The 16,896-nt window shown below is 40.6% G+C and carries 14 protein-coding genes and 5 tRNA genes; 6 read left to right on the forward strand and 13 right to left on the reverse strand.

Features of this window, described 5'->3' with window-relative positions:
* Positions 1 to 63: 63 nt before the first annotated feature.
* The 5 genes from NE535_RS15230 to NE535_RS15250 form a co-directional block, all read right to left on the reverse strand.
* Positions 64 to 897 carry a sulfotransferase domain-containing protein gene (locus tag NE535_RS15230; protein WP_261299461.1) on the reverse strand — a complete coding sequence of 278 codons (834 nt, stop codon included), beginning with the start codon at positions 895 to 897 and terminating at the stop codon, positions 64 to 66.
* A 170-nt stretch (positions 898 to 1,067) separates the two neighbouring features.
* Positions 1,068 to 2,276: a class I SAM-dependent methyltransferase gene (locus NE535_RS15235; protein ID WP_261299462.1), complete on the reverse strand. Its 1,209-nt coding sequence runs from the start codon at positions 2,274 to 2,276 to the stop codon at positions 1,068 to 1,070.
* Positions 2,277 to 2,514: 238 nt separating this feature from the next.
* Complete coding sequence (locus NE535_RS15240; RefSeq protein WP_261299463.1) at positions 2,515 to 2,697, reverse strand: hypothetical protein; 183 nt, start codon at positions 2,695 to 2,697, stop codon at positions 2,515 to 2,517.
* Positions 2,698 to 2,785: 88 nt separating this feature from the next.
* Complete coding sequence (locus NE535_RS15245) at positions 2,786 to 3,232, reverse strand: acyltransferase (protein WP_261299464.1); 447 nt, start codon at positions 3,230 to 3,232, stop codon at positions 2,786 to 2,788.
* Between the two features lie 482 nt (positions 3,233 to 3,714).
* A tRNA-Ser gene (locus NE535_RS15250) sits at positions 3,715 to 3,804 on the reverse strand.
* Between the two features lie 242 nt (positions 3,805 to 4,046).
* On the opposite strand from NE535_RS15250, the gene NE535_RS15255 reads away from it, so the two are divergent.
* Positions 4,047 to 5,804: a S16 family serine protease gene (locus tag NE535_RS15255; protein WP_261299483.1), complete on the forward strand. Its 1,758-nt coding sequence runs from the start codon at positions 4,047 to 4,049 to the stop codon at positions 5,802 to 5,804.
* A gap of 75 nt (positions 5,805 to 5,879) precedes the next feature.
* Positions 5,880 to 6,395: a bifunctional 3-hydroxydecanoyl-ACP dehydratase/trans-2-decenoyl-ACP isomerase gene (fabA, locus tag NE535_RS15260; protein WP_261299465.1), complete on the forward strand. Its 516-nt coding sequence runs from the start codon at positions 5,880 to 5,882 to the stop codon at positions 6,393 to 6,395.
* A 75-nt stretch (positions 6,396 to 6,470) separates the two neighbouring features.
* On the opposite strand, the gene rmf is transcribed toward fabA, so the two are convergent.
* From rmf to rlmKL, 5 genes are all read right to left on the reverse strand, one after another.
* The gene (rmf, locus tag NE535_RS15265) at positions 6,471 to 6,647 is read right to left on the reverse strand and encodes a ribosome modulation factor (RefSeq protein WP_188843511.1); all 177 of its coding nucleotides are present in this window, start codon (positions 6,645 to 6,647) and stop codon (positions 6,471 to 6,473) included.
* Between the two features lie 218 nt (positions 6,648 to 6,865).
* Positions 6,866 to 8,773: a DUF3466 family protein gene (locus tag NE535_RS15270; RefSeq protein WP_261299466.1), complete on the reverse strand. Its 1,908-nt coding sequence runs from the start codon at positions 8,771 to 8,773 to the stop codon at positions 6,866 to 6,868.
* Between the two features lie 26 nt (positions 8,774 to 8,799).
* Positions 8,800 to 10,716, reverse strand: a complete 1,917-nt coding sequence (locus NE535_RS15275; protein WP_261299467.1) for an ABC transporter ATP-binding protein — start codon at positions 10,714 to 10,716, stop codon at positions 8,800 to 8,802.
* Position 10,717: 1 nt separating this feature from the next.
* Positions 10,718 to 10,948 (reverse strand): glutaredoxin family protein, encoded by a 231-nt coding sequence (locus NE535_RS15280; protein WP_261299468.1) that lies wholly within the window; start codon positions 10,946 to 10,948, stop codon positions 10,718 to 10,720.
* A complete protein-coding gene (gene rlmKL / locus NE535_RS15285) occupies positions 10,938 to 13,073 on the reverse strand; it encodes a bifunctional 23S rRNA (guanine(2069)-N(7))-methyltransferase RlmK/23S rRNA (guanine(2445)-N(2))-methyltransferase RlmL (RefSeq protein ID WP_261299469.1) in 2,136 nt (711 codons plus the stop codon). Before rlmKL ends, NE535_RS15280 begins: the two co-directional genes overlap by 11 nt.
* Before the next feature lie 310 nt (positions 13,074 to 13,383).
* Here rlmKL and NE535_RS15290 point away from each other — a divergent pair.
* The 4 genes from NE535_RS15290 to NE535_RS15305 all read left to right on the forward strand — a co-directional run bounded on the left by NE535_RS15290 (position 13,384) and on the right by NE535_RS15305 (position 14,002).
* A tRNA-Met gene (locus NE535_RS15290) sits at positions 13,384 to 13,460 on the forward strand.
* A 63-nt stretch (positions 13,461 to 13,523) separates the two neighbouring features.
* Positions 13,524 to 13,600 (forward strand) — tRNA-Met (locus NE535_RS15295).
* Positions 13,601 to 13,724: 124 nt separating this feature from the next.
* Positions 13,725 to 13,801, forward strand: a tRNA-Met gene (locus NE535_RS15300).
* Positions 13,802 to 13,925: 124 nt separating this feature from the next.
* Positions 13,926 to 14,002 (forward strand) — tRNA-Met (locus tag NE535_RS15305).
* Positions 14,003 to 14,772: 770 nt separating this feature from the next.
* On the opposite strand, the gene NE535_RS15310 is transcribed toward NE535_RS15305, so the two are convergent.
* Genes NE535_RS15310 through NE535_RS15320 form a run of 3 tightly spaced genes read right to left on the reverse strand, consistent with a single transcriptional unit; the run spans position 14,773 to position 16,846 of the window.
* Positions 14,773 to 15,378: an RNA methyltransferase gene (locus tag NE535_RS15310; RefSeq protein ID WP_261299470.1), complete on the reverse strand. Its 606-nt coding sequence runs from the start codon at positions 15,376 to 15,378 to the stop codon at positions 14,773 to 14,775.
* A gap of 3 nt (positions 15,379 to 15,381) precedes the next feature.
* The gene (locus NE535_RS15315) at positions 15,382 to 15,660 is read right to left on the reverse strand and encodes a YfcL family protein (protein WP_188843499.1); all 279 of its coding nucleotides are present in this window, start codon (positions 15,658 to 15,660) and stop codon (positions 15,382 to 15,384) included.
* A 4-nt stretch (positions 15,661 to 15,664) separates the two neighbouring features.
* Positions 15,665 to 16,846 (reverse strand): ATP-NAD kinase family protein, encoded by a 1,182-nt coding sequence (locus tag NE535_RS15320; protein ID WP_261299471.1) that lies wholly within the window; start codon positions 16,844 to 16,846, stop codon positions 15,665 to 15,667.
* Positions 16,847 to 16,896: the final 50 nt, after the last annotated feature.

The following is a 16,896-nucleotide window of genomic DNA, read 5'->3' on the forward strand; positions in this document are numbered from 1 at the left end:
TAAATCAAGTTAACTCATCTACTTTAGCTAACATTAACAAAATGATGTTAATCGCTAACTTAGCTAGGGCAAATACTTAAACTTCTTCATCAGTTCATGATGACTGCTAATCACTCTTTGAACTTGTTCATCTGTTAATTTCTCTTTCCATTGATGTTTACCACCTTTACGGAAAAAAGCATTCGCATTTTCATGTTTTTCAACAAAACCTGATTTAGCTTCTTGAGATTTGAGTTGTAAAAAAGAGGAGTGCTTAATGGCATTTTTAAGCCTTTTGGGATCCTTCTTTAACCCTAAAAAAGACTCGATCTTTCTAAAGGCTTTTTTGGGATCATCCAAAATATCTTCATATCTTAATATTACTTTTGATTCTGTATCACTCGTCCAGCTTGAAACATGCATTGACCATGATGTGATAATTTGTGGTACATGATAACTTTCATTCGGAGTACCTGTCATGTCTTCCGCCAGATAATCAATGGCCTCATCAATCGTGTAACCAAAATAATTAGCCATAGAAATCACCACATCTAGCGGGTTTCTAACAACGTAAATAGCACCAGCGGTTACTGAAGAATTATGCAACGGGTAACCATTGTATTCGCCTAGATAATTATGTGTTTTGACGAAAGTAGTACCATGAGCTTGTTGGGCTATATCAGATTGAACTTGAGGACGAATCTGACATATTTCTTCCAAAGATAACTCAGTGGTAGCCGATTTTTCAGCTGGTAAGTATGGTTGATAACGATGAGCTGCTGATTCCGCGGTTGAAATACGATGCATAGTATTGATATCTACAGCACTATCCAGATCCTGAATGTAATTCTCAATAAATGCTCGCACCCATGTGTTACCCGATTTTGGGTATGAGGCAACCCAGACAATGTTTCCCATCACTACTCCTTCCATGACTTAAATTTAAACCCGGTAAAACTAACGATAAATCTACCAATTGGCAAGTTTGAACAATCTATTACACCGTTAATCATCTATAAACCAAATAAAACCGTTTAATTATCAACAAAATCATGTTTAATAATCGATAATACAGACGTTTTGCTGAACTAGCCTAACAAGGTTTCCAAACACTGATGTTCAATACCGTAAAAGGTTTTAATTGAGGCTATTTGTTGCAAAATAGCGCTGTTATCACGGGGATGTTTTCGTTTTTGAGCCAGAATCATTTTATTCTTGCTTGTATGTTCAAGGGAAATAAACTCAAACACTTGAGTATCGTATCCATGTGCTTCAAGCAATAATGCACGCAGGCCGTCAGTCACCATTTCGGCTTCTTGTCCCATGTGGATCCCATGTTGTAATAATGGGGCTAATAACTGCGGACTTTTCATTTGAGGGCGAATTTGTTTGTGACAACAAGGCGAACACATAATAATATCTGCGCCAGTACGGATCCCCATATGCAATGCATAATCGGTAGCTATATCACAGGCATGTAAAGCGATCATGATGTTGATCCCCTGAGCCTTAAAGTGTTGTACATCGCCTTGTTCAAACTTTATGCCCGTTAATGCTAACTTGCTAGCCGTTTGGTTGCATAAATCCACTAAGCCCTGACGAAGCTCAACGCCTGTCACCTGGGTTTTGACTTGAAGTTTATCTACAAAATAATCATGAACAGCAAAAGTTAAATAAGCCTTACCCGAACCAAAATCAGCAATATGAACCTCATTATTGTTAGCCAAACCAGTTTGGTCAATTGCACGAGATAACACTTCAATAAACTTGTTTATTTGTTTCCACTTACGTGACATTGATGGAATAATCTCGCCATTAGCATCAGTAATGCCTAGTTCACGTAAATATGGGCGATGCTGCTCAACAAAACGCTTTTTAGAGCGGTTATGAGATACCGCTTCTGTTGCACTTAGGTCATCAGCCCCCTTGTTCTTTGGGGCGTTTTTATTGCGATACTTATTAATGAGCACTTTACCTTTTTTACTGATACTTAATTGAATCTCCCACTCAAGCGTGATTAGGTGTGCGCTTTGAAAATCAGTTTCAAGCCATTGCTGGCAAAGTTTTTTGAGAGCGTCCAACTCAATATTTTTAGTAATATGATTGGTTCTATATTCATATAAACAAGAAACAAGTCGCTGCCCTTTTAACTCGATCGGACGCAATGCAACGCGTTTAAGCTCGGTGTCATCTCCACGATATTTTGCGAACACTAAACGCTGCAGTGTGTTATCAATTAATGCATTGGTGCATTCGAGTACAAAGTTATTAAGTTCTGAGGGGATGGCATTTGACATTCAATTCTCGTTTACAGTTAATAATTTAAAACTGCCGATAAAGTTCAACAAAGCAACTGACGGCTATTCAATCCCTCTATTCTACACCATTTGCGACTAGGATTTCCCATATGGATAACATCTTTATTGGCAGCCAAAACAACTCTGGTCAATAAAAACACCACAGCGAAAACGCATGGCAGATCTGACTAAAGAGGCTTGTTTTGGTCGTTATCGGTTAACGTTACACCATCACCCGTCAGCCTGTTACCGTTATTGTCATAGGTGAAGTTTTGGGTGCCATTGCGGATAAACAGCCTAATGGCGTTAGGGCCTGCATTACCGCCAACACCTTTGCCGACACTACCGTAGCGGTATTGACTGCCGTAATCGCATTAACAAGGATATTGCCTGCGGCGTCATAATCATAATCTATAGTCATAGTCATAGTCATAGTTACGATGAAATAATTATGGTTGTCTTAAATTCCAATGTATTACTTTTAGTTCACTTAATTGTGGGTGGCCATGTCAATATTCGCCGGCAACTATGTATGTCAAACATAGCGTTACAACAATAATAAAAACGTTGATAGTTGCTCTGGTGTGCCAAGCAAAATGCCCATAGGAAACACTTAATTTGGTGCTGGCTATAACGATTAAACCCATTAAGCCAAACCATGGGGTGAAAAAGAAAACGGCTTTCCACTTAACCAGTAAAACAGCCAAATCATGGAGTGCGCCACTGATGATAAATGTGATTAAGACAGCTAATGAGGTCGGTAAAAACTTATTAAGTGGTCTCATAACATTACGAGATAAATAGTAGCTCCAAATAGGGTTCCAGTAATACCAAAACACAGGAAAAGACTTAGCACCTAAGGAACGTGCAAGCATATTTCTCATTGAGTGGCTTGCCCCAAGAGGAACCCCATTTCGTTTCTTAACATATTGTGAAAGAGACAATGAGCTTCGCATGATAATTCCTTATGCCTAACGTGTTAATATTTTTGCATTTCGCTGTTGCAAAACATAAACCACTAATTGGTCTAGCGCGATGCCACATTCAAATTAATCGGTTTTTATGCTAAAGGAATTTGTATTTTTCCGGTAGGGATTTTTTGTACAACCTTTCGGCTAATCGTCTGTGCTGATTTAACCTTTTACATCAAAAGGAATGTGTTATTTGTGTAACGATTTGAATAAACTGAACCTGTGAAATATACATTATTGGGTACTCTGATGATGTAAAAAGCAGATACATTGTCTGAGTCAATCCTTATGGAGAGCTACTCAAATTCAAAACAACAAAAAAGCCTCATCATTTCTGATAAGGCTTTCTCGATAAATATGGTGGAAGGATAGCCTGCTTGTTATAAAGAGGAACCCTAGGTGTGAATCCTTACCATTTACCAAACAAAAAGGCCTTATCTTTCGATAAGGCCTTTTCATATTTAATATGGCGGAGGGATAGGGATTTGAACCCTAGAACGGGGTAAACCGTTGCCGGTTTTCAAGACCGGTGCATTCGACCACTCTGCCATCCCTCCGAACGCGGCAAATAATATAAGTATCTCTGGTGCTTGTAAACTATAAATTTAAAAATAAATGCTAAATGTTCAGCATTTAACCGTAACGATGTGTTTTTATTCAAAACGCTTAAACACTATGCAAACAATAATCGGTTAATGCGTAATAGACCAAAGGGGATTTGATTCATTTAAAGACTTTGCAGCGCATTATGCTACTATTTGAGTCATTATCTTTTGGTTATATGTCCATTTATCACTTTATGAATTCAACATTACTCCCCAGTGCCAAACTTGCGCCGCAATTCCATGTGCCTAAAGAGGTGCCAAGCACTTTTTATCCTAGCCATTTATTATTAGGGCAAGACAGGGTCGTTAATAGTTTTAAATTAATGAGCAAACTTACTGGACAGCACTTCTTTCTAGCTGACTTCCCCGGCATTGATAGAGCCGATTTTATAGAAGCATTATGCTCTCAAGTTGATACGCCAACCGATCAGTTTCTTGTCGCCACTAAATCATCTGGCGAGGAATCTGCTGTTAACTTCAAATGGCAGCCTCAACGCCCACCAGAAAATGTCGGCACCATTGCTAAACAACAATCGCTTTTTTGTTATTTACAGGGCCAGATTAAAAGGCATGACTTACTGGGGAAAATGCAAAAAACAGATAAAAGCAGCCAATATAAAGCGGGTGCATTAGCATCTAACCATTTTGTATTTATTTGTTTGCATTCAATCTGGAAACGCGAGGGACTTTGGGAGCTGCTGTTACAGATATTATCTGATAGTGAATATCGAATAAATCAAGAACTGGCACCCATTCCACTGAATTGTAAAATTATTCTTGTGGGGTCGGGTTTATCTTATAGCCATTTAAAGAATGAAGATCGATTCTTTAGCCAACATTTTCCATTGCTTGGCGAGATAAGCTACGAGTTAGACTTAACCAAACATTCTGAGTCTCAATATGTACAATGGTTAGCTACGTTGGCTAACAAGCAAGGGATAGAACTTGAACCATCAAGTATTTTGCCCTTGCTTTGGTACAGTGCCAGATTAGCGGAACACCAGCAAAGATTGAGTTTAAGCATGCTAGATATGCGATTGTTAATCACTCAAGCAAAGGCGCTATCGCCAATATCATCATTAATGCCTAACAGTAATAGTATTAATAGCAATGCCGTTGCCAATGCTCTTGCTCAGATGAAATATCGACATAATAGTTCTGAAGTCTATTCGGCTCAAAGCTTTGATGACAACTTTATTAATTTGCCAACTGAAGGTGCTATGGTCGGTCAAATTAATGGCTTAACTGTCATTGACTCTAGTGATTATTCTTACGGTGAACCAGCACGTATTACCACATCAGTACATTACGGTGATGGTGAAGTGGCTGATATTGAAAGAAAGTCTGAACTTGGTGGTAACATCCATACTAAAGGCATGATGATTTTATCAGCTTGCTTGTATCGTATATTCGGACGTGACGCCCCACTTCATTTAAATGCCAATATCGTATTTGAACAGTCCTATCAAGAAATTGATGGCGACAGTGCATCACTTGCGGAATATTGCTGCTTAATGTCAGCCATTGCTGAGCAACCCATTTTGCAATCATTGGCATTAACCGGTGCATTAGATCAATTCGGTAATGTACAAGCCATTGGTGGCGTGAATGAGAAAATTGAAGGTTTCTTTAATCTCTGTGCTCGTCGAGGTTTGACGGGAGATCAAGGGGTGATTATCCCTAAAGCCAATGTGCTGCAGTTAAACCTTGAACCAGAAGTCATTACAGCTGTATCGGATGGCAAATTCCACATTTATGCGATAGAGCATATGGATGAAGCCGTTGAACTATTAATGGCATTACCTGCAGGCGTTGCTAATGAAGATAATGATTTTCCTCCAGAAACACTTTATGGCATGGTTCAGCAACGTCTTGATCGATTAGCTGGTCAAGATGATGACGTAGAACTGGGCTTTATTGCGAGATTATTAGCAAAGTTGAGAATTATATAGTGATCGGAGTTGTTTAGCGTACACGTGTTCGCTATCTTGTTGCCATCAAAAGTCATTCTAGTGGTATTGAGATAAATGGAAAGAGCAAATAGTTTCACCAAAGAACAACTCGTCGCCTGCGGGCATGGCAATCTTTTAGGGCCAAACCGCCCACGCTTACCCGTCGACAACATGTTAATGATGGATAGAATTGTCACCATTAATGATGATGGCGGTGAATTTGGTAAAGGTGAAATTGTTGCTGAACTCGATATCAACCCCGATTTATGGTTTTTCGATTGCCACTTTATTACTGATCCTGTTATGCCTGGTTGTTTAGGTTTGGATGCGATGTGGCAATTAGTCGGTTTCTATCTTGGCTGGGAAGGCGCTGAGGGCAAAGGTCGCGCACTAGGCGTAGGCGAAGTAAAGTTTACTGGCCAAGTATTACCTAACGCCAAAAAGGTGACCTACAGGCTTAACATTAAGCGTACTATCCATCGCAAACTGGTAATGGGTATTGCGGACGCTACAATGGAAGTTGATGGCCGTCAAATTTACTCGGCGACTGATTTAAAAGTGGGTGTATTTAGCGATACTTCAACATTTTAAATGAACAGATTGCTTAAACAAAAATGCCCTCATTTGTGAGGGCATTTTTGTTTATTAAGGAGCGAATTATTCAGATCATTTATTAAATAGCCCACTCATTCTTCCATCAACACCTTCGCGCCATCCACCAAGCCACTGCGAACGAGAGTCTAATCCAGCGTAGGGGCACAATTCCTTAGAGCGCCCTCCTACTCCAGCTTGGAATCCTTTTGAAAAAGCTCTATCTAAACGATCTCTTTTTTGTCTTTTCATGCAAGCGTCCTCGTTTGTTAATCAAACAGACTTGGCTTGACTACGCCAAGTCGGACTATAGAAATAGCTCGTTTTTTAGACTAAATCAACACAAAAAAACATCGATTAAAGTGAATTTTAATTAACGTATTGAGAATATAAATAAAAAAAAATCGAGAAAAATTTCTCGATTTTTTAGATGCTATGGTCTACGAATTACGAAGACTAATGTGTAAAAGTTACTTTAATGAACGTCTTCTTAACCACAGTAATGGTAAAGCAAATAACCAAGCAAAACTGGCTGCACCTTTACGTTCATAGGGCTTTTCTTCTACAACATCCGTGTAGGTACAGGCCTCACCAGACGTTGGTTTTAGCACAACCATACGCGGTACATAGGATGTAACAGGATCACCATTGCCACTCAATTGAAACAACGGCTGCTTAGTATTCTCATCTAAAATAAGGTTGCCATTACTATCAAACTGATAACGCGGTTTACGAATAAATGCGGTACCGACAATAGTGCCATCTTCATTAATGCTATTAGCTTCAACTACATAAATGTCAGATTCGTAAGTTAAACTTTCGCCCGTACCATCTTGAATAGTGATTTTCTTACGTTCCCAAGTCGTTTCACCAGTTGAAACGTAGCCTTTAGAGTCACACACTAAACGATCGTTTAGGTTAGTAAACTCTTTATCGTTGTAGTTATATAAAAAACCTGCTTTAGGGCGAGGTTTTTCTTTGTCATAAGTGACTTCAATATAGCCAACCACTTGACCTTTATTATTAATGTCTTTGGCTTTACTGCTTAAGTCAGAAATACCAGGCGTAAAATCCTCTGGAGTGACAGGTGTCTCACCGGCTGTATTGGTATCTAAGGTGAAGAATTTATCACGAAGATAACCACCAATATATTTACGGTAATTACCAACTAAAATACCAGTGTCATTGATATCGTAAGCCATAGATGAATAGACTTCGTCATCATTAAAATTAACCCAGTTATATTGATAATCACCGTTGGTATCTTTTTTCCAATATGCCGCATCTTGGCGTAATCTATCAGTATCCCCATTGCGGTAGACGTGAGAACGTCCAACAACATCTGCATTATTGTTAATGCCTAAGCCTTGCGCGGTGAAAACCAGGGTTGAATTTGCCGGAGGCGTCAAGCCTAAAGGCAACTCTGTCACTAATGGATTTCCAGCAGTATCGATATTATTCAGGTCCCACACTAGCGTGCGAGTTTGATATTGAATATTTCGACGATTGTTATTCACATCAGGGTATTGGTAAGCCTGAACACAGACATCTATTGGTACAGGGAATTCTGGTTGAGCATTAAAATCATCAATACACTGATTGATTCTATCTATACTGAAAGAAACTAAATCAGTACTACCATAACCTACAGCAATATTATTTTCATTTACAGCGGCAGCAGCTGACCAACCACCAAGCCCAACTGTGGCAGCGGGTTTGTCACCAACAGCTTCGCGAGTAAAAGTGGTGTATGGTGGAACGAGAGGTAATTCGGTTGCGGGCTCAGTTGCGGTACTGACAGCAACACCACGTAACTCAAAGTCACGGTAATACCAGAAATCCTGATCTTCTAAAGCACCTACATAAGGTAACTGTTTTTCTGGTGCGGTATACGATCCCACTTTGACATTATTACTATTTAAACCATAAAAGAAGGTGTCAATTGAGTTAACAATGACTTCGCCTTCACTATCAGTAGAGCCCGGCGCTGTAGTACCTGCAATACTGAAAAATTCAGGTTTCCAAGACTCCGCAGCATTTCCCGCCGCGGTAAAGGTAAAGTTGTTCGCCTCAATGGGCTTAAAGATAGAATAGGAGATTTTTTCTTCAGGTTCGATACCGTCTTCAACATTAATGATGCCATCGTCTACATCATCAACATCAAGTTTCTTTTTACCTTGAGAAATACCGACTAATTGGTCATTAGCATCAACGCCCATCGCATAACCATTGCGGGTGCCGTCAATCGTCCCTAGTAGATCATAAGTTGCTTCATCTAGATTAACAATTTCATATACGGGTGCGGCTTGAGTGCTGCCAATGCCGCTTAATACACCTATAGCAACAAGTGATAAGGCTTTGTCTAACTTTAACTTCATGAAAACTATTCCTGTATTATTATTCTTTATTTTAATGACTCAAGCTCTTCCCAACGCTCAAAACATCTTTCTAAATCTTGTTCAGTTGACGCTAATAATTGCAAAGTGGTGTTTACCGCCTCTTGCGGCTGATTATAAAAATCGCCTTCACTCACTTTTGCTTGTAACACTTCAATCTCTTGCTCTAATTGTTCCATACGAGCAGGCAGGTCGTCTAATTCACGTTGCATTTTATAAGACAGTTTTTTTGCTGGCTTTTCAGCAACCTTTATCGGCTTAACTTCTTTTACTGCAGGAGTTTCGACAATAGTTTGGGCTGCAGGTTCCTCAGAATAAAATTTAGCCCCTTGAGAAACGGCATCTTGGTAACCACCAACATACTCGCTCCAATGGCCGTTACCCGCAAACCACCAACTACTTGTAACTGTGTTATCGATAAAGGCCCTGTCATGGCTAACAATAAGCAAAGTGCCTTCAAAATCGGTCAGAAGAGACTCTAACAACTCTAGTGTCTCAATATCAAGATCGTTTGTTGGTTCATCAAGAATGATTAAGTTGGCTGGACGTAACAATAGTCGAGCGAGTAATAACCGGTTTTTCTCTCCTCCAGATAAAGCTTTAACTGGGGTTCTGGCGCGCATTGGTGAAAACAAAAAGTCTTGTAAGTAGCTCAAAATATGGCGATCTTGGCCGTTTACCGTGACGGTGCTTTTACCTTCACCCACGTTTTCTTCGACGGTTTTTTCAGGGTCAAGCGCTTCTCGATATTGGTCAAAATAAGCCACGTCTAACTTAGTGCCCACTTTAATCTCACCGGCTTGCGGTTTTAGTTGGTCAATTAGCAACTTAATTAATGTTGATTTACCACAGCCATTAGGGCCAATTAAGGCAATTCTATCGCCACGCATAACGGTTGAACTGAAGTTTTTAACCAAGTTTTTCTCAGGAATATTGTAATCAACATTCTGAATATCGAAGACTAACTTACCAGAACGTTGGCCATCAGAAACGACCATTTTGGCATTGCCTTGTCTATTTAAACGCGCCATACGTTCTTGACGTAACGCTTGCAAGGCTCTAACTCGCCCTTCATTACGGGTACGTCGAGCTTTAACGCCTTGCCTAATCCAGGTTTCTTCTTCGGCTAACTTTTTGTCAAATTGAGCATTTTTCTCTGCTTCAACTCTGAGCCATTCTTGTTTGCCGTCAAGGTAAGCTTGATAGTTTCCAGGCCATGAGGTAACCACACCACGATCTAAATCAACAATGCGAGTCGCCATGCGTTGAATAAAGCCACGGTCGTGACTAACAAACACGATTGCGCCTTTAAAGCTCATTAAAAATTGTTCAAGCCATTCGATGGTATCAATGTCTAAATGGTTGGTAGGCTCATCGAGTAATAATAAATCCGGCTCGCTCACTAACGCTCGCGCAAGTGCGACTTTACGCTGCCAACCACCTGATAACTCTGTTAGCGGTTTATCTGCATCAAGGCTCAATAGTTCGCATGTTTGTATGATGCGAGAATCTAACTGCCAGCCATTGTTATGATCGAGAATGTCCTGAAGAGGCTGCATTTGTTTTAGCATGCGTTCCATTTCTTCAGGTGATGCATCGGCAATGTCGTGAGACAATTGATGATACTTTTCTAATGCTTCACCAATTTCTTGAAGACCAGCGGCAATATAGGCGTAAACCGTGCCTGTTTCAGCTTTAGGTGGATCTTGTTGTAAACGACTGACATTAACATCATTTGAAATGTTAAATTCACCGTCATCGAGCAAAACATCACCCGACAGAATTTTCATTAAACTGGATTTACCTGCGCCGTTGCGACCTACGATACACACACGTTCACCAGGTTCAATGGTAAAGTCGGCATTTTGCAATAACGGCGTGTAACCATAGGCTAATGAGCCATTACTAATTCGAACAAGACTCACACTACTCTCCTAAAAATTGCGTCAATGCTGACGCATCAAACGGCCAGCATAACTCGCGCTGACCACAAGCAAAAACCGGTATTGATGTGCCATATCGCACAGCTAATTCTGCTGAATCACAAATATCGACATGCTTAAATTGCACGTTTGATTGTTCAACCAAGGCCAATGCTAATTCGCATAAATGACAGCCATCGGTATGATACAAAACATATTCATTCTCATTTTGCATGGGTAATTAGCCACACATTATGAATATGAGGATTACGTTTATAATCAAGCGGTAAGCATTGGTCATCTATGTTAACCACCTTCATACCCATCTTGGTCAGTAATTCGATATCCATTTTGAATTTACGTTTGTTATTGGAGAAGATGATCTCACCATTTACGGCCAATAACTTAATCAAGTCACCTAGCATGTTAACGTGATCGCGTTGAACATCCCAACTGTCTTCCATTCGCTTTGAGTTAGAGAATGTCGGTGGGTCGATAAAAATTAATTGGTATTTTTTATCGCTGTTTTCTTTTATCCACTGTAAGCAATCTGCCTGCACAAATTGATATTGCTTACCAGATAAGCGATTTAACTCGAAGTTTTCTTTGGCCCAGCTGATGTAGGTATTTGACATATCAACCGTGGTGACTGACTTTGCCCCGCCCAGTGCTGCATGCACTGAAGCTGACCCCGTATATGAAAACAAATTCAACACATCACGATCACGGGACTTTTCACCGACTAACTTACGAGTCACTCGGTGATCTAAAAACAGCCCTGTGTCTAAATAGCCCGTTAAGTTCAGTTTAAAGCGTGCGCCATATTCTTTGGTGATAACTTCTAATTTTTTATCGTCCAACTTTTCATATTGGCGTGTGCCTTTTTGACGCTCACGGGTTTTAAGGGTAATTCTGTCTGGGCTGATCCCTAACGCATTAGGTAAAGACAACAATACATCGCTTACTCGACGCTTGGTAACCGCTTCAGGGATCGTTGCGGGAGCCGAATACTCTTGAATAACAACGTAATCAACATATTTGTCGATAGCTACGTTATATTCAGGTAAATCAGCATCATAAAGACGGTAACTGTCGATATTCTCTTTCTTCGCCCATTTTTCTAATTGCTTCACATTCTTTTTAATGCGATTAGCAAATGCTGGAGCAATATCAGCAATATCGACGCCTTCTGGCAACTCAGGCGCGGTGCGGCGAGTGCTGTTAGCATGCAAGGTATAGAGGTTAAACACACATTCAAGTGCGCCGTTAAACATTTTCATTTGCTTATCGGCTTTGAGTTTCAATGACGAGATAAGCTCGACATCGCTACACAACATCGCCACTTTCCAGCCTCCAAACTCTTTTTTAAGTTTGTCACCAAGCTGGTAATAAAGCTGTAATAGCTCAGTGACACTACCAAGTCGCTCACCATATGGTGGGTTGGAGATCAAAAAGCCTTCTACTGCTGGCGGCTCAATGTTTAATACATTGCTGACATTAAACTCAATCAGATCGTCAACACCGGCATTTTCAGCATTGCGCTTTGCTAATGCAACTAGGCGAGAATCAATATCTGAACCATAAAACTTAATATTACAGCGGCTTTTGCCTAACGTTGCACGAGCTTTAGCTTCATCTAAAATAGACGTCCACATTGTTTTATTGTGACTACGCCAAAACTCAAAGCCAAATCGTTCACGTTTTAATCCTGGTGCAATATCTGATGCCATCAATGCAGCTTCAATCAGCACGGTACCACTACCACAAAATGGATCTAGCAATGTGACAGGCTGTTGTTGCCAACCAGAACGAACCAACATATTAGCCGCTAAGTTTTCTTTTAACGGCGCTTCACCCGTTGTAGAACGATAGCCACGCTGATGCAATGAAGAACCCGAAAAGTTCATTGCTATAGTGATTTGACCATTACGAAAATGTGCATCGATTTTAAAATCAGGATTAACCCGTTCAACATCTGGACGATTATCACCATCATCACGGAAACGGTCTACAACAGCATCTTTAATTTTTAACGCACCAAACTGGGTGTTGTTAATAAAGCCGCCCGTACCGTGAAAATCGATACTAAAGGTATTTTTATTCGAAAAATGTGACGGCCAATCAATACAGTATGCAGCATTATATAATTGCTCTGCTGAGTCACAGGCACCTTTATAGATAACCAAAACAATTCGACTTGCTAGCCTAGTCCACAAAGTGATCCTATAGGCAAGTTCCAGTGGGGCAGAAAAATAAACGCCCGCAACGCTTTCCTTTACTTCAAAAGCGCCAAACTCTTTCAGTTCACAGGCAAGGCTATATTCAAACCCTTTCGGGGAGGCTGCAAAAAAATTAAACATAGGTTAGCTAGTCATCTTTACTCAATAAATTCTGACGCGCATTATACCTGTTCAAACCGATATCCCCAACGACTTATCGACGAAGCCCATGCTTCATTTGCCTCAGTCTAAGATGTTTAGGGCTGTTATTTACCTCTTGATAACAATTATTGCGACTTAAACAGGCAAACAGACTGCTTTATCAGCAAACAGGCTTTCATTTCAAAAATACACTTGCAAAGCGACAAGTCAGTCGTTATAGTTCGCCCCGCTTCGAAGAGCACCACAAACTTGCAAGAGAATGTGGCTCATCAAAGCAGCGTTTATCGGACGCGGGATGGAGCAGTATGGTAGCTCGTCGGGCTCATAACCCGAAGGTCGTCGGTTCAAATCCGGCTCCCGCAACCAATTTAATAGTGTCATACGATACTTGTTAAATTATTACGATAAACGAAGTGATTCAAATACAGTCGCGGGATGGAGCAGTATGGTAGCTCGTCGGGCTCATAACCCGAAGGTCGTCGGTTCAAATCCGGCTCCCGCAACCAATTTGATAGTGTGATTCAGTTGGTAGGTAATGTCGGGCTCAGCCCTTATTATCCACAAAGGTCGTCGGTTCAAATCCAGCTACCGCAACCAATTTGATGAACAAAAATGAGTAACAAATTCAGTCGCGGGATGGAGCAGTATGGTAGCTCGTCGGGCTCATAACCCGAAGGTCGTCGGTTCAAATCCGGCTCCCGCAACCAATTTGATAGTGTGATTCAGTTGGTAGATAATATCGGGCTCAGCTCTTATTATCCACAAAGGTCGTCGGTTCAAATCCGGCTCCTGCAACCAATTTGATGAACGAAAATAAGTAATAAATACAGTCGCGGGATGGAGCAGTATGGTAGCTCGTCGGGCTCATAACCCGAAGGTCGTCGGTTCAAATCCGGCTCCCGCAACCAATTTAATGATGTTAGTTGATTAGTCGTTAACATCGACCCAAACTTTTATTCCCCACAAAGTTCATCGTTTCAAATCTCCTTTTACACCAATTCCCTAGCGATATTTACCTAAGTAGTCAATTTCGGGCGCAGCTCTGTTCAACCACAAACAAAGGTCGTCGCTTCAGTTGTTAACAGTAATCCGGCTCCCGCAACCAATTTAATAGTGTGATTCAGTTGTTAGGTAATATCGGGCTCAGCTCTTATTATCCACAAAGGTCGTCGCTTCAGTTGTTAACAGCAATCCGGCTCCCGCAACCAATTTAATGATGTTAGTTGATTAGTCGTTAACATCGGCATAAACTTTTATTCCCCACAAAGTTCATCGTTTCAAATCCCATTTATACACCAATTTCCTAATGATATTTACCTAAGTAGTCAATGTAGGGCGCAGCTCTGTTCAACCACAAACAAAGGTCGTCGCTTCAGTCATTAACAGTAATCCGGCTCCCGCAATCTATTTATTATCACCACCCTCTTTATTTTTAAAACTCCCACTTATAAAACAAAAAACTAAAAGCAACTCATCGGGATTATCACTTTATGCCCGCCAAAAGAAAGCCGCAGATTAATCTTCACTACGAAAATGATCTACTGATGATTATTGCTAATTTTTAGGAAGATAAATAATTGATATTTATGGATGAAGTAAGAAAATTAAAAAGTGGAATTAAAACAAGATAGAAAGCAAAGTGCCTTGATGATTAACAGCAAAACACCCTACTTATTGGTTACTTCTTTAACCAATGTTTCACTCGTGTGCGATTATTATTATCGCGACTTTTTATAATGAGTTTATCATCGGTTTGATGCTCAGTTGATTTAGCGAGTCGATCGTATAACAGCACATTCACTGATGCAGCTAAATTCATACAACCTTTTGTTGGTACATACACAACATCATCTGCAGCATCAATAATTTGCTGTGGAATGGACCCATCTTCGGGGCCAAAGATATAAAATGCATTGTCTGGATGAGTAAATTGCGGTAAAGGTATTGCCCCTACCACTAAATCCACACAAATAATTTTACTGTTTAGCGGTACCTGCTCTAATAAAGACTCAACACCCTGTAACGGAATAGTCCTTGCCGCTTGCTTTTTATCAACTTCATATTGAGTATCTGCTTTAACGGCTAAATCATATCGTCTTCCGGTATAAAATACCTGATTGACGCCATAGCAGCCTGAAGCTCGCATAATCCCGCCGACATTAACTGGCGTTTTAGGATTAACAAGACCTATCGCGACATGCGGCTCATTGGCGCTAACACACTGGGTAGACTCTTGCTCAGTTTGGCTAACTAAGCATGAGTCTACGGATTGATTATCAGGCATTGGTTATGATACTGCTTCAACAATTCGACTGCGTAATTGCTGCCAGGCTTTTGCTACTAGTACATAATCAGCATCATTAAGCTCTTCATTGGCAAGAGCTAGACACTGAATAACTTCATGATCTAATGCATCAAGACCTTGATCCGCTTGTGCTTCTAATTTAGCCAATACCACGGCGATATGGCCTTGTAAGTAACCACTAGCAAAAAGTGAATCGTCATCACCATTACTGACGGTTTCTTCTATCCAAGATTCCATCGCTGCATCATACTTTTCTAACATGGGTTTATTCCACCAAATCTGGGTTAGCCACTTGATACATCACATAATCATGGTAACCAGTAATAACTTTATAATAACCCGTAAGGGCTTTATCTAATTCAGGGTCGCCACTATCCACAATTAATGGTCGTCCATCAAGTGCTTTTAACTTAGTTTTTGTGGCAACGATTAAAATATTGTCTTTACCAAGCTGTTTTATCAAAGCTGGCGACAGTTGCTGATTACCTCTACCCAATACATGCCCTTGACCTCCAATTAAAGTGATCACTAATTTTGTCGGCTTGTCCTGTGTAATATCCAGTAATTGTTGTGCGGTGACGTCGCTGGCAATTAATTGTTTGTCTTGAATAACATCAACACCGAGTAAGGTATTGTCTAGATATAAGTCATCCATGATAGCCGCAACAGTGCTACCAGAACCCATAATGAAGATTTCGTCTTCCATTGATTCAATCACATCAGCAGCGATATCGGCTAACACTAATTCGTCTACTTCCTTACCGCCCATTTTTACAGCTTGCACGTACCTAGGTTCAGCAGGCACTCGCATTTCACCAAAACGCTTGGCTTTTACCGTGCCTTGCCTAAATGCGCTTTCATCTATATCCATCACATCTGCAGACATTAGGCTGACTAGCTCACCATCAAGTAGCATTTTAACCACTAAACCTGATGCTTTAGGAGTAATGCCATAAACACCTGAATGAATTTTTACACCAGCGGGAACACCTAATACCGGAATTGCATCATCAACAACAGAATAGACATCTCTTGCCGTGCCATCACCACCAGCAAATAAAAGTAAATCGAGAGTTTCGTTCATCAAAGCCTGAAGCGAGTTACAGGTATCTTGTGGTGTAGTGCTAACGCTCGCTTGAGTCATTGCATTACTGACTGGCTGTTCATTTAGATGAGCAACATTTGCATGATATTGATAGACAACATGAGTATCAAAGCCCATTTTTCGAGCGAGTTCTTCCCCCATGCAGCCAGAAGCGGTGATCACTTGAATACGATGTTGATAAGGTAACAACACCGCTAATGCTTGCTGCATGCGTAAATGTGCTTTGGGCTGGGCACCTTTAGCTAATGCTTCTTCCGCTACACCGTCAGAACCTTTTAAACCGACGCTGCCACCTAAACCCGCTAATGGGTTAATGAGTAAACCTAAACGAAACGGTTTCACATTGGCTCCTTTTATTTCAAGCATTTAAATGTATGTTAATCCGTAGATAA

Origin of the sequence: Shewanella holmiensis (genome assembly GCF_025370255.1) — a bacterium.
GTDB classification, from domain to species: domain Bacteria; phylum Pseudomonadota; class Gammaproteobacteria; order Enterobacterales; family Shewanellaceae; genus Shewanella; species Shewanella holmiensis.

Coding starts and splice junctions, on each gene's coding strand:
- NE535_RS15310 (WP_261299470.1), bottom strand. CDS start 15,378: ATGCCTGATAATCAATCCGTAGACTCATGCTTAGTTAGCCAAACTGAG.
- NE535_RS15270 (WP_261299466.1), bottom strand. CDS start 8,773: ATGAAGTTAAAGTTAGACAAAGCCTTATCACTTGTTGCTATAGGTGTA.
- NE535_RS15280 (WP_261299468.1), bottom strand. CDS start 10,948: ATGCAAAATGAGAATGAATATGTTTTGTATCATACCGATGGCTGTCAT.
- NE535_RS15230 (WP_261299461.1), bottom strand. CDS start 897: ATGGGAAACATTGTCTGGGTTGCCTCATACCCAAAATCGGGTAACACA.
- NE535_RS15240 (WP_261299463.1), bottom strand. CDS start 2,697: ATGACTATAGATTATGATTATGACGCCGCAGGCAATATCCTTGTTAAT.
- rmf (WP_188843511.1), bottom strand. CDS start 6,647: ATGAAAAGACAAAAAAGAGATCGTTTAGATAGAGCTTTTTCAAAAGGA.
- NE535_RS15235 (WP_261299462.1), bottom strand. CDS start 2,276: ATGTCAAATGCCATCCCCTCAGAACTTAATAACTTTGTACTCGAATGC.
- fabA (WP_261299465.1), top strand. CDS start 5,880: ATGGAAAGAGCAAATAGTTTCACCAAAGAACAACTCGTCGCCTGCGGG.
- NE535_RS15315 (WP_188843499.1), bottom strand. CDS start 15,660: ATGTTAGAAAAGTATGATGCAGCGATGGAATCTTGGATAGAAGAAACC.
- rlmKL (WP_261299469.1), bottom strand. CDS start 13,073: ATGTTTAATTTTTTTGCAGCCTCCCCGAAAGGGTTTGAATATAGCCTT.
- NE535_RS15255 (WP_261299483.1), top strand. CDS start 4,047: ATGAATTCAACATTACTCCCCAGTGCCAAACTTGCGCCGCAATTCCAT.
- NE535_RS15245 (WP_261299464.1), bottom strand. CDS start 3,232: ATGCGAAGCTCATTGTCTCTTTCACAATATGTTAAGAAACGAAATGGG.